We start from the raw sequence: 17,872 nt of genomic DNA, 5'->3' as shown, positions 1-17,872 counted from the left end.
CTCAAAAGCATGCTCCTTTGCCTTGTTAAAAATGTCCGTATTAAACTGCACCTCCCCATCGATGAAACGATATCTTAATTATCCTTGAAGTTTTAATTGGAGACAAGCACCATTGCTTGATTACGCTTGCAATGGCACTTGCCTTCTTTTTATTAAATTTATTTATCGCTTACCAGCCTGGATTCTGTTCCAACGAACCTCCGTAGGCATCAATTTCCCGCAAAGGAATTGGCAAGTACTCTGATTTTCCCTTGACAAAGTTTTGGAACTCGGTATCAAAATCTGATTCTGCAGCCGAAAGGCTTGGATCAGGACCCGCAAGTTCCGGTCCAGCGATACCATAGCGTACCATGTCAACAAATCTCACGCTTTCCCCAGCCAATTCAACCACACGATCGTGGCGTAACTGTAGCCTAAAATCTTCCTGATTCAAGGTCATGGGCAAATCATTCATGTTGGATCGTTGACGGACCAAGTTTGCATATGGAATGGCCTCTGGTGTTCTACCCAGCTCGTTCAAGGCTTCGGCATACATTAAATACACATCTGCCAATCTAAGCACCCTGGTATTGATTCCTGAAAAGTAGCTTTCATAATCTTGCCAGTAGTTGGTGTACTTTCTCCAAAAACGGTCATTGGGTCCAGCACCTCTTTCAGCATAGGTTTGCCCATATAAAAGTTCACCTGGATGATCGTAAGTCATGGTGTACTGCAGACGTGGGTCTTCATTGCCATCACTATCAGTTTCACTCAAGAATTGGTTTAAGAGCCATTTGGTAGGTTGACCATCGGTCCAACCCAAAGGACGAACTCCAAAGAACTGTGCCCGCTCACTGGTTTCATCACCAGAAGCATTGTTGTATGTTGGAAAACCACCGGTCTTTCCATTGTTATTGACGAACTGTATTTCAAAAAGGGACTCTTTGTTGTTTTCGAACTCCTCAGTAAAATTATCCTTAAAATCTGCCATCAAATCATAAGTCCCTGGTACCATGGCAATGATTTTCTCAAATTCAGCTGCTGCTTCACTCCATTTTTTCTGCTGCAAATAGGACCTTCCTAAATAACCTATAGCTCCACCATACGTTGCACGTCCAACATCTGCACCTGTATAACTTTCAGGTAGTCCTGCAGCGGCAGCAATGAAGTCTTCTTCAACCAAAGCCCAAACTTCCTCAATGGTGCCTTGCGGATAACGCGTATTGGCATCCTCAATACCAGTAACCAATGGAACACGACCCCAAAGTGTAGCCAATTTGTAGTAACAATGCCCTCTTAAAAAGTGGGCTTCAGCCACAATTCTTGTTCGTAGCGATTCATCCATTTCAATGTTTGGCACATTTTCAAGTACCTGGTTTGCTTTATAGATGGTTCTATACAATTCTCGCCAAACCTCAAGTAGCCATGGGAAGTCGTAATTTATGTTCACGTGTCTACCCACATTGGCGAGGTCTGTCCATGGACTCTGGCTATAGCCCTCATCCGAGCGCATGTCATAGTCAAATATTTCCCACAGACTGAGTTCGCGGTTCTGGATTCCAGAGTATACTGCATTTATACCAAGTATGGCATCTTCCTCCGTCTGCCAGAACGTATCTGGCGTAGGAGCATTTGGATTCACTTGGTCCAAAAGGTCTTTTTCGCATGAGACGGTCATCCCAAAGAATACCATCAATACTATTATTTTTCTTATATTTTCCATTCTTTGAAGTTTAAGTTTTTAGTTGATTAAAATCCTATTTGAATCCCCAATATTCCTGTTCTCAATGAAGGGAAATTCCCGTTGTCAAATCCTCTGTTCAAGAAATCACCGTTTCCATTGGCCCCAACAACTTCTGGGTCATAACCGGAATAATCGGTAATGGTGAAAAGGTTTTGTCCTGTCATATACAATCTAAGCTTATTTAAGCTGAGTTTGCTGATGACTGCTTCTGGAAAGGAGTATCCTATTTGTAGGTTCTTTAACCTGAAATAATCACCCTTCTCCACATAACGGTCAGAGTTCTGGGTAGGGTTCAGAGAAGAATCCAAGTGTTGTGGTCTAGGAATAAGATTGGAAGTGCCCTCCCCCGTCCAGAAGACATCTCCGACCAAATAGTTGGCGTTGTCATCATAGCGCTGAGACCACCATTTTTGCTCATTAAAGATGCTGTTTCCAGTAACTCCAGCGAAAAACGCCGTCATATCAAACCCTTTATAACCAAAATTCAAGTTTAAGCCGTATTCAAAATCTGGTAAGGCCTTTCCAACCACAGTACGGTCATCAAAATTGATGACACCATTGCCATCATTATCCACATACTTTACATCACCAGGGCGAGCACCGGGTTGTACACCCCATGCATCAATCTCAGCTTGGTTTTGAAATATTCCCGCGGTTTCCAACACGTAGAAAGATGCCACTGGTTCACCAACTGCAGTACGCAAAATCTGTCCTTGTCCAAAAATGGGCAAGTTCCCAGCTTCTTCAACCAAAGCCTTTACCTCGTTCTTCAAGAAAGTACCATTGGCCAAAATCCCAAAACTAAAATCATTGATGACATTCTGGTAACCTAGACTAAGCTCCAAGCCCCTATTCTGCACCTGACCTACGTTGGCCAATGGGTCGCCACCTGTGTTACCGGAAGACAAAGGTATTGGCACAGCCAGTAGTAGATCTTCAACATCAGCTATATAATAATCCGCAGTAAGGCTCAATCTATTTTGGAAAAAGCCCATATCCACACCAATATTGGTGGTGGTTTTGCTTTCCCACCTTAGATTTGGATTTACCAACTGAAGGTTGGTGGCACCAGGAACCACTTGGTTGTTGAGTACATAGTTTTGGTTGTATCGAAGTACGCTTTGGGTTGCGTAATTGTTGATGGCCTGATTACCTACAATACCCCAACTTCCTCGAAGTTTTAGGTTACTGAATACACCGTTGTTTTCCATAAACCCTTCTTCGCTAATTCTCCAAGAAGCGGACACGGATGGGAAATTGGCATACTGGTTGTTTTTACCAAACTTTGAAGAGCCATCTCGTCTAAAGTTGAACAATAGCGTGTATTTATCATCATAGGAGTAGTTGAAACTCCCAAGAAAGGATCTTAGCCCAGCAACTTCCTCCCTACCTTCGGTACGAGGGCTGGTAGTACCATTATCCTGTACCCAGAACTCTCCACTCAACCCTTCGGTATGGGCAAAATTATAGGTAAAATTGTCTTTTTGGGTCGTGTAACCCACCAATGCAGAAATGCTATGTTTTCCAAATGTCTTGTTGAAATTCAAGGTGTTTTCCGCTAGAATATTGAAGAACTCTGTGTGACGATCATCCAAAAAGGCTGCTCCAGGAGTGTTCTGCCTTAAAGCTCCTGCTCTCTGAAAGTATTTTTCTCGAATCTGTGCATAGTCCAAACCAAGATTCAGTTTATACTTTAAAAATGGGAAAATCTCAAATTCTGCAAATGCACTACCAAGTACTTTACTGGTCACCGCAGTATTGCTATAATGTTCTTGCAATCCAATCGGATTGGTCGCGAAAGTTGAATTGTTATCGTCCCCATATCCATAACCACTTTCATTATTGGGGTCGTACACTGGTATCGTAGGCAACATCCAAACCACATCAATAAACGGGTTACCGTTTACTCTAGTTTGAGTGCTTCGGCTCATGGCTATATTTTCACCAAAAGTGAACCTTCCCTTCTTTGTTTGGGTATTCACCCTAATCTGATAACGCTCAAACTCAGGACCGATGATAGCACCTTCTTGATCAAAATAGTTCAATGAAATAAAATAGTTTGAATTTTCGGAACCCCCTGAAAGGTTAAGATTGTGCTCAGAAATAGTTCCGGTCTTGAACAATTCTTCTTGCCAGTCAGTATCCACTCCTTCTCTAAGATTTAGGGGGGCATCACCATTATTGGTATAAGCAAGGTCGTTTATCGCCTTAAATTGTGCCGCATTGGTCAAGGGCAGTCTTTTATTAATGGTCTGGAAGCCATAATAAAAATCATAATCTACCTTTAAGGGACCCGGTCTTCCTTTTTTGGTCGTTACAACAATGACCCCGTTCATTCCCCTGGATCCATACAATGCTGTTGCCGCGGCATCCTTCAACACTTGTATTGACTCAATATCGTTTGGGTTAAAATCAGACCCAAGGGCCGAAATCAACATACCATCCACTACATAAAGCGGAGAATCTTGACCTGAAAACGAATTCAATCCCCTAATCTTTACGGAAGAAGAAGTACCGGGAGCACCGGTTGAGGTAACAGTTACCCCAGCTGCCCTACCTTGCAACATCTGACCGACGTTTCCAGCGGGAGCTTTCAACATTTCATCTGTGTCCACAACAGATACAGACCCTACAATCTCACTTCGTTTTACACTTTGGTAACCGATTACGACAACCTCGTCCAAAAGATTATTGTCTTCTGATAGCACAATATCAATTGAGCTTCTATTATCAACATCCACCAATAATTGTACAAAGCCAATATAACTTACCATAAGCTGCCCATTTGCAGGCACGCCATCAAGTTGAAAATTGCCATCAAAATCCGAAGTAGTACCCTGCTGGGTTCCTTGGATAACAATACTGGCTCCTGGCAAAGGAGCTCCTTGGGTATCCTTAACGCTGCCCGTAACTGTCAGCTGTTCCTGTGCATGAACATAGCTGTGTGCGCACAACAAAAGGATTGGCAGTAACGCCATTTTAGTTAGTCTAGTTAGCTGTTTTTTCATTTGTCCTTAATTTTAGATTTAAAGTTGGTATTCCAAAAAAGCATTGGTTCATTGTCAATTTATCAATCACACATGTCGTTAATTGATAAAATTTGAATAAACAAATCAAGTAATTTACATATTGACAATACCTATAGATCTGTTCCAATCTATCATACAAATCGTTCAAACTTTAAGAAACCGTTAAGGATTTGGCCTTTTTGAAATAAATTATTGCATCCTGAGACAAATTGTTGTACCTGTCCAAAACAAAAAAATTGTGTGAGTCAACATTCAACTCTTTGTTTTTTAGTGTTTTACAATAAGAAGGTCTTCCATTTTTCAAAATATTGACTATTTGAATCGTTCAAGGAAGTCCTGACAGGAGAATCACAGGTTTTGACAGATTTTGTAGATAGTTTTCATATTTCTCACCGCATTTTTCTGTAGAATCCCACCTTTTGTTCAAAGGGTATCAGCTTCGTTGAAACATGCTATACACCGGAAAGTAATTGAATGAAAAATAAAGCTTCCTAATCCGTAAACGGAATTGGTTTATAGATTAGGTGTAGCGTGGATTAAAAAGATTTATCCGTAAGATTGCGTTGTGGGAATGAGTAAATTTTAACTTTGAAGTTACTTTACACCCTCATGTGTAATCTTCACTGGTTTTATGGTTCCATCCGCATTGAACTCCATTTTATCCATACAAACCACCCGGTGATCGCGATCCAAATTGGGAATGGGTCGCCTGTGATACACCATGATGTATTCATCTGTACCTGGTTTTTTAATGACGGAATGATGTCCGGCTCCGGTAGCGATATCACCTTCCGTGGTTTCCAAAACCGTACCGATGCGTTTGTAGGGTCCAGTAACCTTATCGGACATGGAGTAGGCCACTTTATAGCTTCCGTCTCCCCAACTGCCTTCGGACCACATGAAATAGTAAATCCCGTTTCTCAGAAACATAAATGGGCCCTCTACGTAGCTCTCAGGGGTGATTTCTTTAAAAAGAGTGCCATCTTCCCAAGGGATAAACCCGGTAAAGTCATCGTTCAGTTTTCCCAGATTGCAATGGCTCCATCCTCCGTAGAAAAAATAGTACGTCCCATCAATGTCTTGAAAAACAAATTGGTCAATGGGCTGGGCGTCATTATAAAAATCGGATATCAATGGCTTGCCCAAATAGTCTTTGTATGGTCCTGCCGGATTTTGAGCCACAGCGACCCCTATGCCACCATAATGGTTGATATCATTATCGGGGTCATAGGAATCCCTTCCGGGTCGCTGAATATCATTGGCACCAAAAAAGAGATAGTATTCCTCATTTTTCTCTATAATGGCAGGAGCCCACAGGGCTTGTCGTAGCCACTTAATTTGAGTGGTATCCAAAATACGTTCATGCTTTTGCCAGTTGACCAAGTCTTTGGAGGAAAAGGCATCGAAATGGAGCTGTTTTTCAAAATCATCGGAAAACGTCGGAAAAACCCAGTAGGTATCCCCAAAAACAGCACCCTCAGGGTCGGCGTACCACCCTTGGAACAAGGGATTATGGTCTTGTGAATTTTCTGATTGTGCACAAATCGCCGTTGTTAGCAACAGTACGAGTACAACTATGCATTCTCTAACTCCTTTATTCATGAATGGCATTGATTATTTCCAGATTGATTTTCTTTACCGCAGAAAAATCCATCTTATCCACCTTACGATCATACGTCATAAACCCATTGACCTCTCCCTCTACGTCTGTGGTTTGGGTATAAACGGCCGCAGAGAAACCTCTTATTACCATGTTTTTCAATTCCTTTGCATATTTGATGTATTCATTAGTGGTCTCTTTGGAGTTTTTAAACTTTATATAGCCCCAATTGTTATCAGGTTTCCAAAGATGCCCTTCCAAGGGAAGACCAATCCCTCCATATTCTCCCAAGACATTGGTTCGTTCAGCATCATAAAGATACATTTTTGGTCCGGGATAGTTATGGAGGTCCACAATATCACCGGTACGATAAAAATTCCCTCCACTGGCGGAATTTACAAGTCGACTTGGATCATGAGCCTTTGTCCACTCGGTGATTTCTTCCGTTTTAAACTGACCCCAAGCCTCATTGAAAGGAACCCATACCACAATACTAGGGTGCGAATACAAGTAGTCCATAATACCTTTCCATTCCTTTCTGTAGATTGATTCTGACTGGGCACTTCTTTTAAGTTCGGTGCCATCAAAATAATTGCGGTTCTGCCATTGTGGGCTTTTATCTCCGTTTGGCATATCTTGCCAGACCAATATTCCCAAACGATCACAGTGGGTGTACCAGCGAGCAGGCTCAACCTTGACATGCTTACGAATCATGTTGAATCCTAATTCCTTTGTCTTTACAATATCATATTTCAGGGCTTCATCGGTTGGAGCGGTATAAAGTCCATCAGGCCACCAACCTTGGTCCAACGGGCCAAACTGAAAGTAATCTTTATTGTTGAGTTGCATTCGGACAACGCCATACTGGTCTTTCTGCATGGAAATCTTTCGCATCCCGAAATAACTTCTCACCTCATCCACCACCTTTCCATCACTAATCAGTTTTGCGGTGAAATCATATAAAAAGGGAGATTCTGGGGACCAAAGTTTGGCGTTTGGCACGTTGAGCACCAAAGATTCCCCAATTGATGATTTAGCTGTGGCAACATCCTTGCTCCCATCAAAAATGCGTACTTCCACAATATCGCCATAAGCGCCTCCAACAATGTCTGTCTCAATTTTTACAGTACCATTATCTATGTTAGGTATACTTTTCATGTGGGCAATGCTCTTTTGAGCCACTGGTTCCAACCACACGGTTTGCCAAATGCCCGTAACCGGTGTATACCAAATGCCTTCTGGTTTCTTTACTTGTTTGCCCCTGGGTTGGGGTCCATCGTTGGTGGGATCCCAAACTTTGACCACTAGATTTTGTTCGTTGTTGCCCAAAAATGGGGTGATGTCAAATGAAAAGGGAGTGTATCCTCCTTCATGGGATCCAACCTTTACGTCGTTGATCCAGATTTCGGTTCTCCAATCCACTGCGCCAAAATGGAGTACAATATTTTTACTGCTCCATGCTGCAGGAACGGTAAAAGAGGTGCTATACCATACCTCCTTGGATGCCCCTACTTCCTTCATGACCCCAGAAAGGCTGCTTTCTACTGGAAAAGGCACCAAAATCTTTCCATCGAATTGGGTTGGTTGGGACGACCCTTTGGACTGAATGGCATAATCCCAAAGCCCATTGAGGTTTTTCCAATCGGCCCGCTCCATAATCGGACGAGGGTATTCTGACAGTACATTATTAGGGTTGATTTTTTCGGCCCATTCTGTTTTGATCTTGTTTCCCGCAGGTTTCCATTGTGCCGAGAGCTGAAAACTCAACAAAACAGTAAAGAGTATCGTAATTGTATTTCTCATGTTTAATGCTATTAGGGTCATTTTTACTTTGTGTTGGAAATAGTGTCGTTGCTCTATTGAATTGATCATAAAACTCAACGGAATCCATACAGCATTCCAAGTACCATATTTCTGTGGTGATGGGCACGATAATTTGTTTCAAAATATATCACAATCCGTTCAAAAAGTGCATTTTCCTGAATCTTGATTGGAATTATGCAACAATTTGAAGCAAAATGACACGCTTTGTTGTTCTCTAAATCCATAATATTGTAAAACAGCAATGAGGTCTATGATGAAGGGTATTTGGTTTGGTTTTTGGATGTTCCTTTGCTCATTTTATTGGGTAACCGGACAAGAATTTTATTTCAAGAATTACAAAGCAGAGGATGGTCTTTCCCACAATACCGTTCTCAGTTCTTTACAAGATGAGCGTGGTTTTTTATGGTTTGGGACCAAGGATGGCCTTAACCGTTTCGATGGATATTCTTTCAAGGTTTTTCAATATGATGCCAACAATCCAAAAAGTTTGGGCAGTAATTTTATTGAATGTCTACACGAATACAAGGGTAAATTATGGGTCGGTACAGATAGTGGACTGTTCAGTTATGATGAGCGTTATGAAAGCTTTGAGGCCATTGATGCCTCAATGGGTCTTCCCATTCTTGATATAGACCATGACGATCAAGGCAATCTTTGGTTTGTATCTGGGCAGTCTTTGGTCAAGTATGAAGTAGAGACCCAGAAATCCACCCGTTATGATGCCGAAAAGTACTTCCATGTGGAGGACATCACCAGAGATGTTAATGGAAATATCTGGGCTTCCCATGATAATTCCCTGCATTGGTATGATGGTGATTCAAAGAGTTTCAAAAACTTCAATATTACCCTAAATGAATCAAATGCCCCTTCGTTACGGATAAGTAAAATTGAAGCTCTTGATAGCTCTACTTTGTTGGTGGGGACCCAAAGTCATGGTTTGCTTTCTTTCAATACAACGAACCAAAATGTAACCAAGCTTTTGTATGACGATGAAGATCAGTTGTATGTACGGAGCATTTCTGTAAAAAATGAGGATGAGCTTTGGGTGGCCACAGAATCAGGGCTTTTTATCTACAACATAGAAAATGGGGCATTTATCAATCTCAAAAAAAGTATCAATGACCCTTACGCCCTTTCCGATAATGCCCTTTACTGTGTTACGGTAGACAATGAGGACGGCGTATGGATAGGCAGCTATTTTGGAGGAATCAATTACTATCCCAAACAATACACGCAGTTTAATAAGTTTTTCCCGATACCTGGGGAAAACTCTATTAGTGGAAATGCGGTACGGGAAATCATTAAGGATCGCTTTGGAAATCTTTGGATTGGAACCGAAGATGCCGGGCTCAATAAATATGACCCAAGAACAGGGCTTTTTACAAATTATGCCCCATCAGAATCGGACCAAACACTTTCCTATTATAACATCCATGCTCTTTTTCCCAATGAAAACCGTTTATGGGTGGGTACTTTCCAGCATGGATTGGACATCATGGACATCACTACGGGTAAAGTAGTACAGCATTACGGGCGTGGTGATGGTCATGGGCTTTCCAGTGATTTCATTTTTAGTCTGTATGAAGACGATTTTGGGAACCTGTTTGTGGTAACAGATTCCGGGATTCAAACCTACGATTACGAAACCGACATGTTCACCACCATTGATGCCTTTTCCGAAGACACACATTTTACTGCCGTACTAAAAGATGATGATGGTGTGCTTTGGGCCGGTACCTATTGGGATGGTCTGTTTACTTTTAATCCCAAAACCAAAAAGAAACGGATTTATAGACATGACATCAATGATCGGAACAGTATTAGTGGTAATAATGTCAATGGAATTTTTCAAGATAGTAGTAACCGTATTTGGATTACCACAGAGTATGGACTTAACCTGTATCGAGAAGAAACAAATGATTTTAAAACCTATACGGTTGGGGATGGTTTTCCCAGTAATGTGTTCTACTCCATAATTGAGGTTGGAGACTGGTTATGGATCAGTACCTCGAAGGGTTTGGTCGAATTCAATCCAGATACGGAAGAAAAGAGAATTTATACCAAGGCCAATGGTTTGCTGAGTGATCAGTTCAACTACAATTCCGCCTATAAAGATGATAATGGAACGCTTTACTTTGGAAGTGTTGCGGGGCTGGTAAGTTTCAATCCTTCAAGTTTTAAAGAGAATTCCGAACAGTCTCCAATTTATCTAACAAGCTTGCAAATAAATAATACAGAAGTCAATGTATCCGATGAAGATTCTCCTTTGCAAGAATCATTGATTTGGGCCAATAAAATCAATTTAAAGCCCAATCAGGCTTCCTTTAGTATTGGTTTTGCAGCCTTGGGCTATGCTGCTCCCGAGACCACGGAATACTGGTATCGGATGGAAGGGTTGAACGACGATTGGATCAGCCTCAAAAAAAGTCACAACGTGTCTTTTACCGAAATTCCAGCAGGAAATTATGTGTTCAAGGTTAAATCCATGAACTATGATGGTACTTGGAGTAAAGAATCCAAGGCTTTGCAAGTAAAAGTTTTTCCCATATTCTGGAAAAGCAACTTGGCTTATGCCCTATATACGTTTTTGATTGCAACCTTAGCGATTCTAGGGTTTAGACTATATCACCAACGAAACAAGATCAAAAACATTCAGAGAATCCGTCAGCTAAACTATAAAAAGGAAAAAGAACTGTACGAGGCCAAAATTGAGTTCTTCACCAATATTTCACACGAAATACGTACCCCGTTGACCTTAATAAAAAGTCCTTTGGAAAAAGTGCTCAATAAGGTGAAGGAATTGCCGGGCGTATCCGAAAATCTGAACATCATTGAAAAAAACACAAACCGCTTGTTGGACCTTGTGAACCAGTTGTTGGATTTTAGAAAAACCGAAACCGAACGGGTGAACCTTACGTTTGTGGAGACCAATATTACAGAGTTGGTAAAAAAGACTTTGGAACGCTTTAGCGAAGCCATTGAGGAGCGTGAAATCGATTTTAAATTGAACACGAGCGACCACGATATCTATGCCTATGTGGATGCTGAGGCCCTTCGGAAAATACTGAGCAACCTCTTTGGGAATGCCATAAAATATGCCGAAAAGAATGTGAACGTGCACCTCAAAACCAGTACAGAGGGATTGATATTGACCATTGCCAATGATGGAAATTTGATTCCCACACATTTAAAAGAAACTATTTTTGAGCCTTTCTACAGGGTATCCGGTGTGGAGAATCAGTCTGGAACTGGAATTGGACTTGCATTGGCCAGGTCGCTTACAGAAATGCACCAAGGAAGCTTAACACTGGATGCGAGTAATGGGATTGAAAACTGTTTTGTACTGGTACTACCTATCCGCCAAGAAAAGGAATTTGTGCTCTGGCCCAAAAGAATGGATCAAAGATTTCAAAATGAGGAACCGGAAGAAAGTCTGACTGTGTTTGGAAAAACAAGTATTTTACTGGTAGAAGACAGTGAAGAATTACTGGATTTTATTGCCAAGGAATTGAAAGAGGAGTACACTGTTTTTAAAGCCTCAAATGGTGCAGTTGCCCTTCAAATCTTGGAAGTGGAGAACATCCATCTTATCATCAGTGATGTAATGATGCCCGGTATGGATGGTTTTACACTGTGCAAGAACTTAAAGACCAATCTAGAAACAAGCCATATTCCGGTAATCCTGCTTACTTCAAAAAGTGCAATGGCCGCTAAAATGGAAGGCCTTGAGTCGGGTGCAGATGCCTATATGGAGAAACCTTTCTCCATGCGACATCTAAAGGTGCACATTGCCAACTTGCTAGAAAATCGGAAACATATTCTGGAACACTACACGAGTTCACCACTGGCCCATATTAGAAGTATTGCGAATACAAAGACCGATGAGACTTTCATTAGAAAGTTGGATGAAGTCATTTACGAGAATATGGCAGACCATGAACTTAATGTGGAAGTCTTGGCAGAGATCATGAACATGAGCCGGTCAACCTTATACCGTAAAATCAAGGACATATCCAACCTCAGCCCCAATGAGTTGATAAACATTACCCGCCTAAAAAGGTCGGCCGAACTGCTAAAAACAGGAAAGTATCGCATTTTTGAGGTAGCCGAAATCGTAGGGTACAATTCTGCTACCAGTTTTGGACGGAATTTTCAAAAGCAATTTGAAATGACCCCAACCGAGTACATGCAAGGGAAGCCTTGATTTTAATCCGCTTCAAAAATTAGAAAATTTATACCACAAATTATTTGTACGCCGTTCCTCTTATTTGGGGTATTATTGGAATGAACGGTGAGTACGACTTATAGGCCTGAACCTTTAACGAACTAAACCCACTCATTTCCAATAAGGCTTTTGTATCCCTGTTGGTATGGCACCCTTCAAAAAACCAATGCCAGGGTCTGTGCATTACATTTTGAATAAAAGCGAGAAGGGAATTCTCCTGCGCTTTAACATGCTCTATAAAAACAAACTTTCCAGACGGCTTTAATATGCGCTTAATTTGGTTAACACACTGCACCGGATTTTTTACCGTACATAGAACCAATGTGCTTATTACAAAATCATAGGAATTATCCGGCAGATCTAGGGCCTCTCCAGCTAAAGTTTTTATTTCTAGGTCGATTCCATACTTCTGTGCGCTAATTTTTAAGTTTTTGTGCATGTGTACATTGGGTTCAATGGCGATTAATTTGGTGTTCTTTTTTAGATAGCGCATGTTGGCACCTGAACCTGGACCAATTTCTACAACGGTATTCGGATGGTTTTTAAAAAGTTCTCTTTTTGATTTTCCAAAGAGATAATCCATATAACCGTTTAGTGCACGAAACACCCATGCATTTATTGGCCCTCGAACAGCGTTATTCTCAAAACTTGGGTTTTCCATCAATTGTTTAAAATTTTAATGTCGTTTATTAATTGTTGAATTTCTTCTTCACTAAGACCATTATAAATGCCCCTTATTTGTTTTTTCTCATCGACCAAAACAAAGTTTGAAGTGTGAATAAAGTCCTGAAGCCCTCCATCTCCTTCATCTGTGGTTGCGAAATAGCTTTTGCGCGCCAACTCGTAAATATGCTGTTTGTTTCCAGTGGTAATGTTCCATTTAGCGTCTACAACACCTTTTTTATCTGCATAATCCCTCAAAGTGGGAACACTATCGTTTTTGGGTGTTACCGATATGGACAGTAGCTTTATAGTGTCATCTTCCAAAAATGCTTCCTGAATTTTAACCATGTTGCTGGTCATAACAGGACAAATGGTTGGACAGCTTGAAAAAAAGAAATCCACAACATAAATTTTGTCTTTGTAATCCTCTTGGGTAATAATTTCCCCATTTTGATTTATCAGTTCAAAATCCATAACGGTATGACCTTCTTTTACATGCTTTAAACTTTCATCCACCAATTCTGGGTTTAAATCGGCAGGGTTGTATATAGCCAGTGCGCGCTCTTTATCGGATAAATTAGATATCAAAAACATAGATACTATCAATAACAAGGCCACCGGAATCCAACGTATACGTTTTAAGGTTTTCATTGTAAATCGTTTATAAAATTGATTTTGTAATGGTGATGTCCGCATCTTCCCAAGCCCTATTAAACTCTTCCTTAATCTTTTTGGCTTCACTACTTTTACCTTGGGCAGTATATGCATTGTATAATCCCATTAAAGACCATCCGTTTTGCCTTAATACTGCCAAATCTTCTTTGTATATGCTTTCAGCCTCCTTGTATTTTTTGGCTTTCATTAAAACAGCCCCTAAATTTTGCCTTGTGGGTACATGCCATGCAGCTGGTTCGGTATAAACCAAGGCATCTTCATAAGCAACGGCCTCTCTAAGATGTTTTATGGCGGTTGGCAAATCACCATTTAATGCAGCCAACTCTCCTGCCACTACGGCTTCCGCTATTCTTGCTATGGATGCAGAGGAATTGTTGGGCGTGGCAACTAAAGTTTCCAATTCCGGGTCGTTCTTGAGGGTTTTCATGGCATCCAATTCTTCTTGAGCCTCCTTAGCATTTCCTTTTCTTATAAAAGCAATCCCTCTGGCATAATGACGTATTAGGTTTAAATGTTTGATTTTCGGGCTCGGCGCTGGAATTGATAAAATTTCATTCCATTTTCCAAATCTGGTATAAGCCAACAACGGTGTTGCTGCAAAATCTTGTAAGAATGGCATTTCCACAAATTCACCAGCTGGTACTTTTTCGGCCGTCTTCTTTGCAGCATCAATGGCTAGTTCACTACTGCCCAACAAACTGGCCGAAGACCATAAAAAGTGGATATTATGGGGATAATATCCTAGGGGATACAGCCCTTGCGAAAAACATTGTGAGATATAATCCTCATCGGCCAATATGGCCGCTTGATTAACTTTTACGGCATCTTTATACCGACCTACCCTAATATAGATATGGGAAGGCATGTGAACAATGTGTCCTGCTCCAGGCATTAGTGAGGCCAGTTTATCGGCACTTTCAACACCCATGTCCGGATGTGGCAATTCTACCATATGGATATAATAATGATGCCCACCTGGATTTTCTGGCTCCAGTTTCATGGCTTTTTCCAAAGCTGCTTTGGCTTCTTTTATATTTGGTGACGGATTTCCATCCTTGTCCCAATAATTCCAAGGAACCGTATTCATTACCGATGCCGCATATAAAATTTGAATATTGGCATCTTCTGGATAGGCTTTAACCACTTTAGCCATTTCATGCATGTAAGCCATATTTAGTTCGGCAACATCCTTACTTAAATCTTCACTATATCGTGCCGATAAAGCCTTAATCAATGCTTGTTCTTTTGGAGATGCCAAAAATGCCAGCTCCCTAGCTTTGGCAATGGCCTCGTTATACTTCTTCTTACGCTCATCATCGGGTTGTGTATCATTTATATTTGGCCCCAATGCAAAAGCTTGCCCCCAATAGTTCATGGCAACATTTGGTTCCAATCTGGCAGCTTCCATAAAAGAACGGTGTGCCTCGGCATGATTAAAGGCGTAGCACAGTTTAAACCCTTGGTTGAAAAAAGCTTGGGCCCTATCATTTTCTGTGGATATTTTAAAATCTAGATTTCCCAAGTTTTTGAACAATGGGGAAATTTGTTGGGTGGTATCCACTGTACCCAATAAAAATTTAGCAGGTGTGCACTTCACAAAATTATAGGCTAACAAAGGAGAAGTTTCTTGCGCCTCCTTATTTGAGCCTATTACTGAAACATACAATGCCGTAACAACAGTTACGATTGCTGATGTAATGATTATTTTTTTCATGTCCTTAGTTTTAACCGAATTTAAATTATTAAACAGACTAGACGGTGCAAATATATAACTTATTTTATTTAGACCAACTAGTTTGTTCAATTTTGATGAAAAAAGTATATTTGGTTCATGGGAAGAGATGGTACACCAACACGAAACAAAATATTGGTTGAAACCAAAGAGCTGGTTTTCAACAATGGATTTTCAGGAACTAGTATTGACCAAATACTTGATAAAACAGGAATAACCAAAGGGGCTTTCTTCTATCATTTCAAGACTAAAAATGCATTGGCTAAAGCTCTGATTGAAACCTATGCCCATGAAGACAAGGCTCATTTAGAATGGGCTTTACAAGAAACGGAATCGTTAAAAGAGACTCCTCTTAAAAGACTTTTACAGTTTGTGCAGCTGTTCATAGATACGATGTCAAACACAAAAGAAGTTTCTAGTTGTTTATATGCATCTTATACCCATGAACCAAGTCAATTTGACCAAGAAACTTTAGCGGTTGTTTCCAACGCCATTCTTAATTGGCGCCATACCTTTATGGAACTTCTTAACGACACTTTAGCCAATAATAGTATTAAAAAAGGTGTAGATATTGAATCTTTGGCAGACCAATTCACAGTCATTTTTGAAGGTACTTTTATTATCTCCAAGGCATTGAACGACCCTACTATTTCTGCCAAACAATTACAACATTTTAAAAATTATTTGGAATTGCTTTTTGAGAAGAATTCCTGATTTTTAATGTAGTGGATTCCTATGTCAATATTTGTATTTGAATGGTATTTGCTCCAAATCCTGGATTGATCAGGGCAAGTTTTCTTACGATGTGTACCAAAGTTTCCACCGTGTCCAGTACTATATTTACTGATTTAGCATCTTTGAATAGTACTCTACATGAAATTGCTATGAATAATGCACCCCATATAGAAAAGTGCTACTGCCCATTCCCTATTTTTAAATTTTCTTTTAAATAAACTTTATTAAATTGGTACCATAGGACAATTGCAATAAAAGTTTTTCCCATTTACATGATTGTTATTAATAACGTTTCAAGAGTTCCCAAGTACAAGCAAATAATTGATTGTGTCATAGATAACATTGCAAAAGGAAAACTTAAACTTGGCGATAAAATCCCTTCCATTAATGAACTGAGCGCCGAATGTTATCTGTCTAGGGATACAGTTGAAAAAGCATACCGTGAGCTAAAAAAAAGAAAAGTCATTACTTCTGTAAAGGGCAAGGGATTCTATATCACAAAAACTGAACTGATTTCCAAAATCAATGTGTTCTTTTTGATCAACAAGCCCAGTTCGTACAAACTAATTATTTACAATTCCTTTGTAAATTTTATGGGAGCGGATGGTCACGTCACCCTTTCAATATATCATTGTGAAGAATCTTTGTTTGCCAAAGCCATCGAAAAAAACATGGGCGCCTTTGATTATTATGTAATAATGCCCCATTTTAAGAATGAAAACTTACAACATGTCAGTTGTCCTGAATCCATTATGGAAATCATTGACGAAATTCCTAAAGAAAAGTTGTTATTGTTGGATAACAGTAAACCCGAACTTAGTGGAAATTATGGGTCAGTTTATCAAGATTTTAAATTTGACATTTACGACGCCCTCTCCAAAGCATTGAATAAACTTAAAAAATATGATAGGATAATATTGGTGTATCCTAGAAAATCAATCTTCCCATATCCCCTGAGAATCTTGCACGGCTTTCATCTGTTTTGTTCCGAAAATCAATTTGATTTTGAAGTGTTGGATGAAATTTATGAAGACATGGAACTTACCGGAAAAGATGTATACATCATTATAGAAGAAACAGACTTGGTCAATCTAATGCAGCAAATAAAAATGAAAGGAATTGTAGTGGGTGAGGAAATAGGAATAATCTCCTACAATGACACCCCTTTGAAGGCTCTTCTTGACATTACTGTAATTAGCACAGACTTTAAAGCGATGGGAGAAATGGCAGCTTCCATGATTTTGGAAAATACCCTTTCAAAAATAAAAAACCCCTTCAACTATGTTGAAAGAGGTTCTTTGTGAATTAGCATTTTATGGTTCGCCCTTAAAACTTTTATGAGCCAAATGCCACCAACCAATCCATTTAAAGCCCTTTCCTTAAACATAGAATACTCATATGCCAATTCCATGTATAAAGCTTTATAAGTAGTAACAAGGGGTTATAGGCTGAAATATCTCAACAAATCAAGTATGAAATTGGTAGGGAGAATAAGGAGGGACATATCCAATTCACTCAATCACAGGTAGGTGCAGGATAGAAAAAAATAATGATATTCTTAATTTGGTCATAAGTTTACGTCCTTAAATGTTGGATGGTTTTTGATCTCATAAGTTAGAAAGCGTGTCCCTAGTCAGGATAGTTTGTGATTTTTGAGTTAGTTAGT

General features: G+C 40.1%; 10 protein-coding genes. 3 read left to right on the top strand and 7 right to left on the bottom strand.

Going from position 1 to position 17,872, the window contains the following annotated elements:
- Window positions 1–169 precede the first annotated feature (169 nt).
- From J0X14_RS17545 to J0X14_RS17530, 4 genes are all read right to left on the bottom strand, one after another.
- Window positions 170–1,702, bottom strand: coding sequence for a RagB/SusD family nutrient uptake outer membrane protein (locus J0X14_RS17545; protein WP_207099125.1), 1,533 nt, complete (start codon window positions 1,700–1,702; stop codon window positions 170–172).
- A gap of 26 nt (window positions 1,703–1,728) precedes the next feature.
- A complete protein-coding gene (locus J0X14_RS17540) occupies window positions 1,729–4,701 on the bottom strand; it encodes a SusC/RagA family TonB-linked outer membrane protein (RefSeq protein WP_207099124.1) in 2,973 nt (990 codons plus the stop codon).
- A gap of 645 nt (window positions 4,702–5,346) precedes the next feature.
- Complete coding sequence (locus J0X14_RS17535; RefSeq protein WP_207099123.1) at window positions 5,347–6,354, bottom strand: glycoside hydrolase family 43 protein; 1,008 nt, start codon at window positions 6,352–6,354, stop codon at window positions 5,347–5,349.
- Window positions 6,347–8,155, bottom strand: coding sequence for a glycoside hydrolase family 2 protein (locus J0X14_RS17530; protein ID WP_207099122.1), 1,809 nt, complete (start codon window positions 8,153–8,155; stop codon window positions 6,347–6,349). Before J0X14_RS17530 ends, J0X14_RS17535 begins: the two co-directional genes overlap by 8 nt.
- A 271-nt stretch (window positions 8,156–8,426) precedes the next feature.
- Between J0X14_RS17530 and J0X14_RS17525 the strand changes: the two genes are divergently transcribed.
- Window positions 8,427–12,380: a two-component regulator propeller domain-containing protein gene (locus J0X14_RS17525; RefSeq protein ID WP_242528085.1), complete on the top strand. Its 3,954-nt coding sequence runs from the start codon at window positions 8,427–8,429 to the stop codon at window positions 12,378–12,380.
- Window positions 12,381–12,420: 40 nt separating this feature from the next.
- Here J0X14_RS17525 and J0X14_RS17520 read toward each other — a convergent pair whose 3' ends face one another.
- Genes J0X14_RS17520 through J0X14_RS17510 form a run of 3 tightly spaced genes read right to left on the bottom strand, consistent with a single transcriptional unit; the run spans window position 12,421 to window position 15,453 of the window.
- Complete coding sequence (locus J0X14_RS17520) at window positions 12,421–13,062, bottom strand: class I SAM-dependent methyltransferase (protein WP_207099121.1); 642 nt, start codon at window positions 13,060–13,062, stop codon at window positions 12,421–12,423.
- A complete protein-coding gene (locus J0X14_RS17515) occupies window positions 13,062–13,715 on the bottom strand; it encodes an SCO family protein (protein ID WP_207099120.1) in 654 nt (217 codons plus the stop codon). The genes J0X14_RS17520 and J0X14_RS17515 overlap by 1 nt, the downstream gene beginning before the upstream one ends.
- 10 nt (window positions 13,716–13,725) lie before the next feature.
- Complete coding sequence (locus tag J0X14_RS17510; RefSeq protein ID WP_207099119.1) at window positions 13,726–15,453, bottom strand: tetratricopeptide repeat protein; 1,728 nt, start codon at window positions 15,451–15,453, stop codon at window positions 13,726–13,728.
- 153 nt (window positions 15,454–15,606) lie between these two features.
- Between J0X14_RS17510 and J0X14_RS17505 the strand changes: the two genes are divergently transcribed.
- Together J0X14_RS17505 and J0X14_RS17500 are read left to right on the top strand one after the other, a co-directional pair.
- Window positions 15,607–16,185, top strand: a complete 579-nt coding sequence (locus J0X14_RS17505) for a TetR/AcrR family transcriptional regulator (RefSeq protein ID WP_207099118.1) — start codon at window positions 15,607–15,609, stop codon at window positions 16,183–16,185.
- A gap of 293 nt (window positions 16,186–16,478) precedes the next feature.
- Window positions 16,479–17,510 carry a GntR family transcriptional regulator gene (locus J0X14_RS17500; RefSeq protein WP_207099117.1) on the top strand — a complete coding sequence of 344 codons (1,032 nt, stop codon included), beginning with the start codon at window positions 16,479–16,481 and terminating at the stop codon, window positions 17,508–17,510.
- The last annotated feature ends 362 nt before the right edge of the window (window positions 17,511–17,872 follow it).

Origin of the sequence: Allomuricauda sp. CAU 1633 (assembly GCF_017313225.1) — a bacterium.
In the GTDB taxonomy this organism is placed as follows: Bacteria; Bacteroidota; Bacteroidia; order Flavobacteriales; family Flavobacteriaceae; genus Flagellimonas.
Note: the sequence above shows the minus strand (reverse complement) of the source record. Positions and strands in the feature narration are given on the sequence as shown.

Bases quoted from the DNA above. Each gene is read 5' to 3' on its own strand.
- J0X14_RS17545 (WP_207099125.1), bottom strand. From the start codon at position 1,702: ATGGAAAATATAAGAAAAATAATAGTATTGATGGTATTCTTTGGGATG.
- J0X14_RS17540 (WP_207099124.1), bottom strand. From the start codon at position 4,701: ATGGCGTTACTGCCAATCCTTTTGTTGTGCGCACACAGCTATGTTCAT.
- J0X14_RS17535 (WP_207099123.1), bottom strand. From the start codon at position 6,354: ATGAATAAAGGAGTTAGAGAATGCATAGTTGTACTCGTACTGTTGCTA.
- J0X14_RS17530 (WP_207099122.1), bottom strand. From the start codon at position 8,155: ATGAGAAATACAATTACGATACTCTTTACTGTTTTGTTGAGTTTTCAG.
- J0X14_RS17525 (WP_242528085.1), top strand. From the start codon at position 8,427: ATGATGAAGGGTATTTGGTTTGGTTTTTGGATGTTCCTTTGCTCATTT.
- J0X14_RS17520 (WP_207099121.1), bottom strand. From the start codon at position 13,062: ATGGAAAACCCAAGTTTTGAGAATAACGCTGTTCGAGGGCCAATAAAT.
- J0X14_RS17515 (WP_207099120.1), bottom strand. From the start codon at position 13,715: ATGAAAACCTTAAAACGTATACGTTGGATTCCGGTGGCCTTGTTATTG.
- J0X14_RS17510 (WP_207099119.1), bottom strand. From the start codon at position 15,453: ATGAAAAAAATAATCATTACATCAGCAATCGTAACTGTTGTTACGGCA.
- J0X14_RS17500 (WP_207099117.1), top strand. From the start codon at position 16,479: ATGATTGTTATTAATAACGTTTCAAGAGTTCCCAAGTACAAGCAAATA.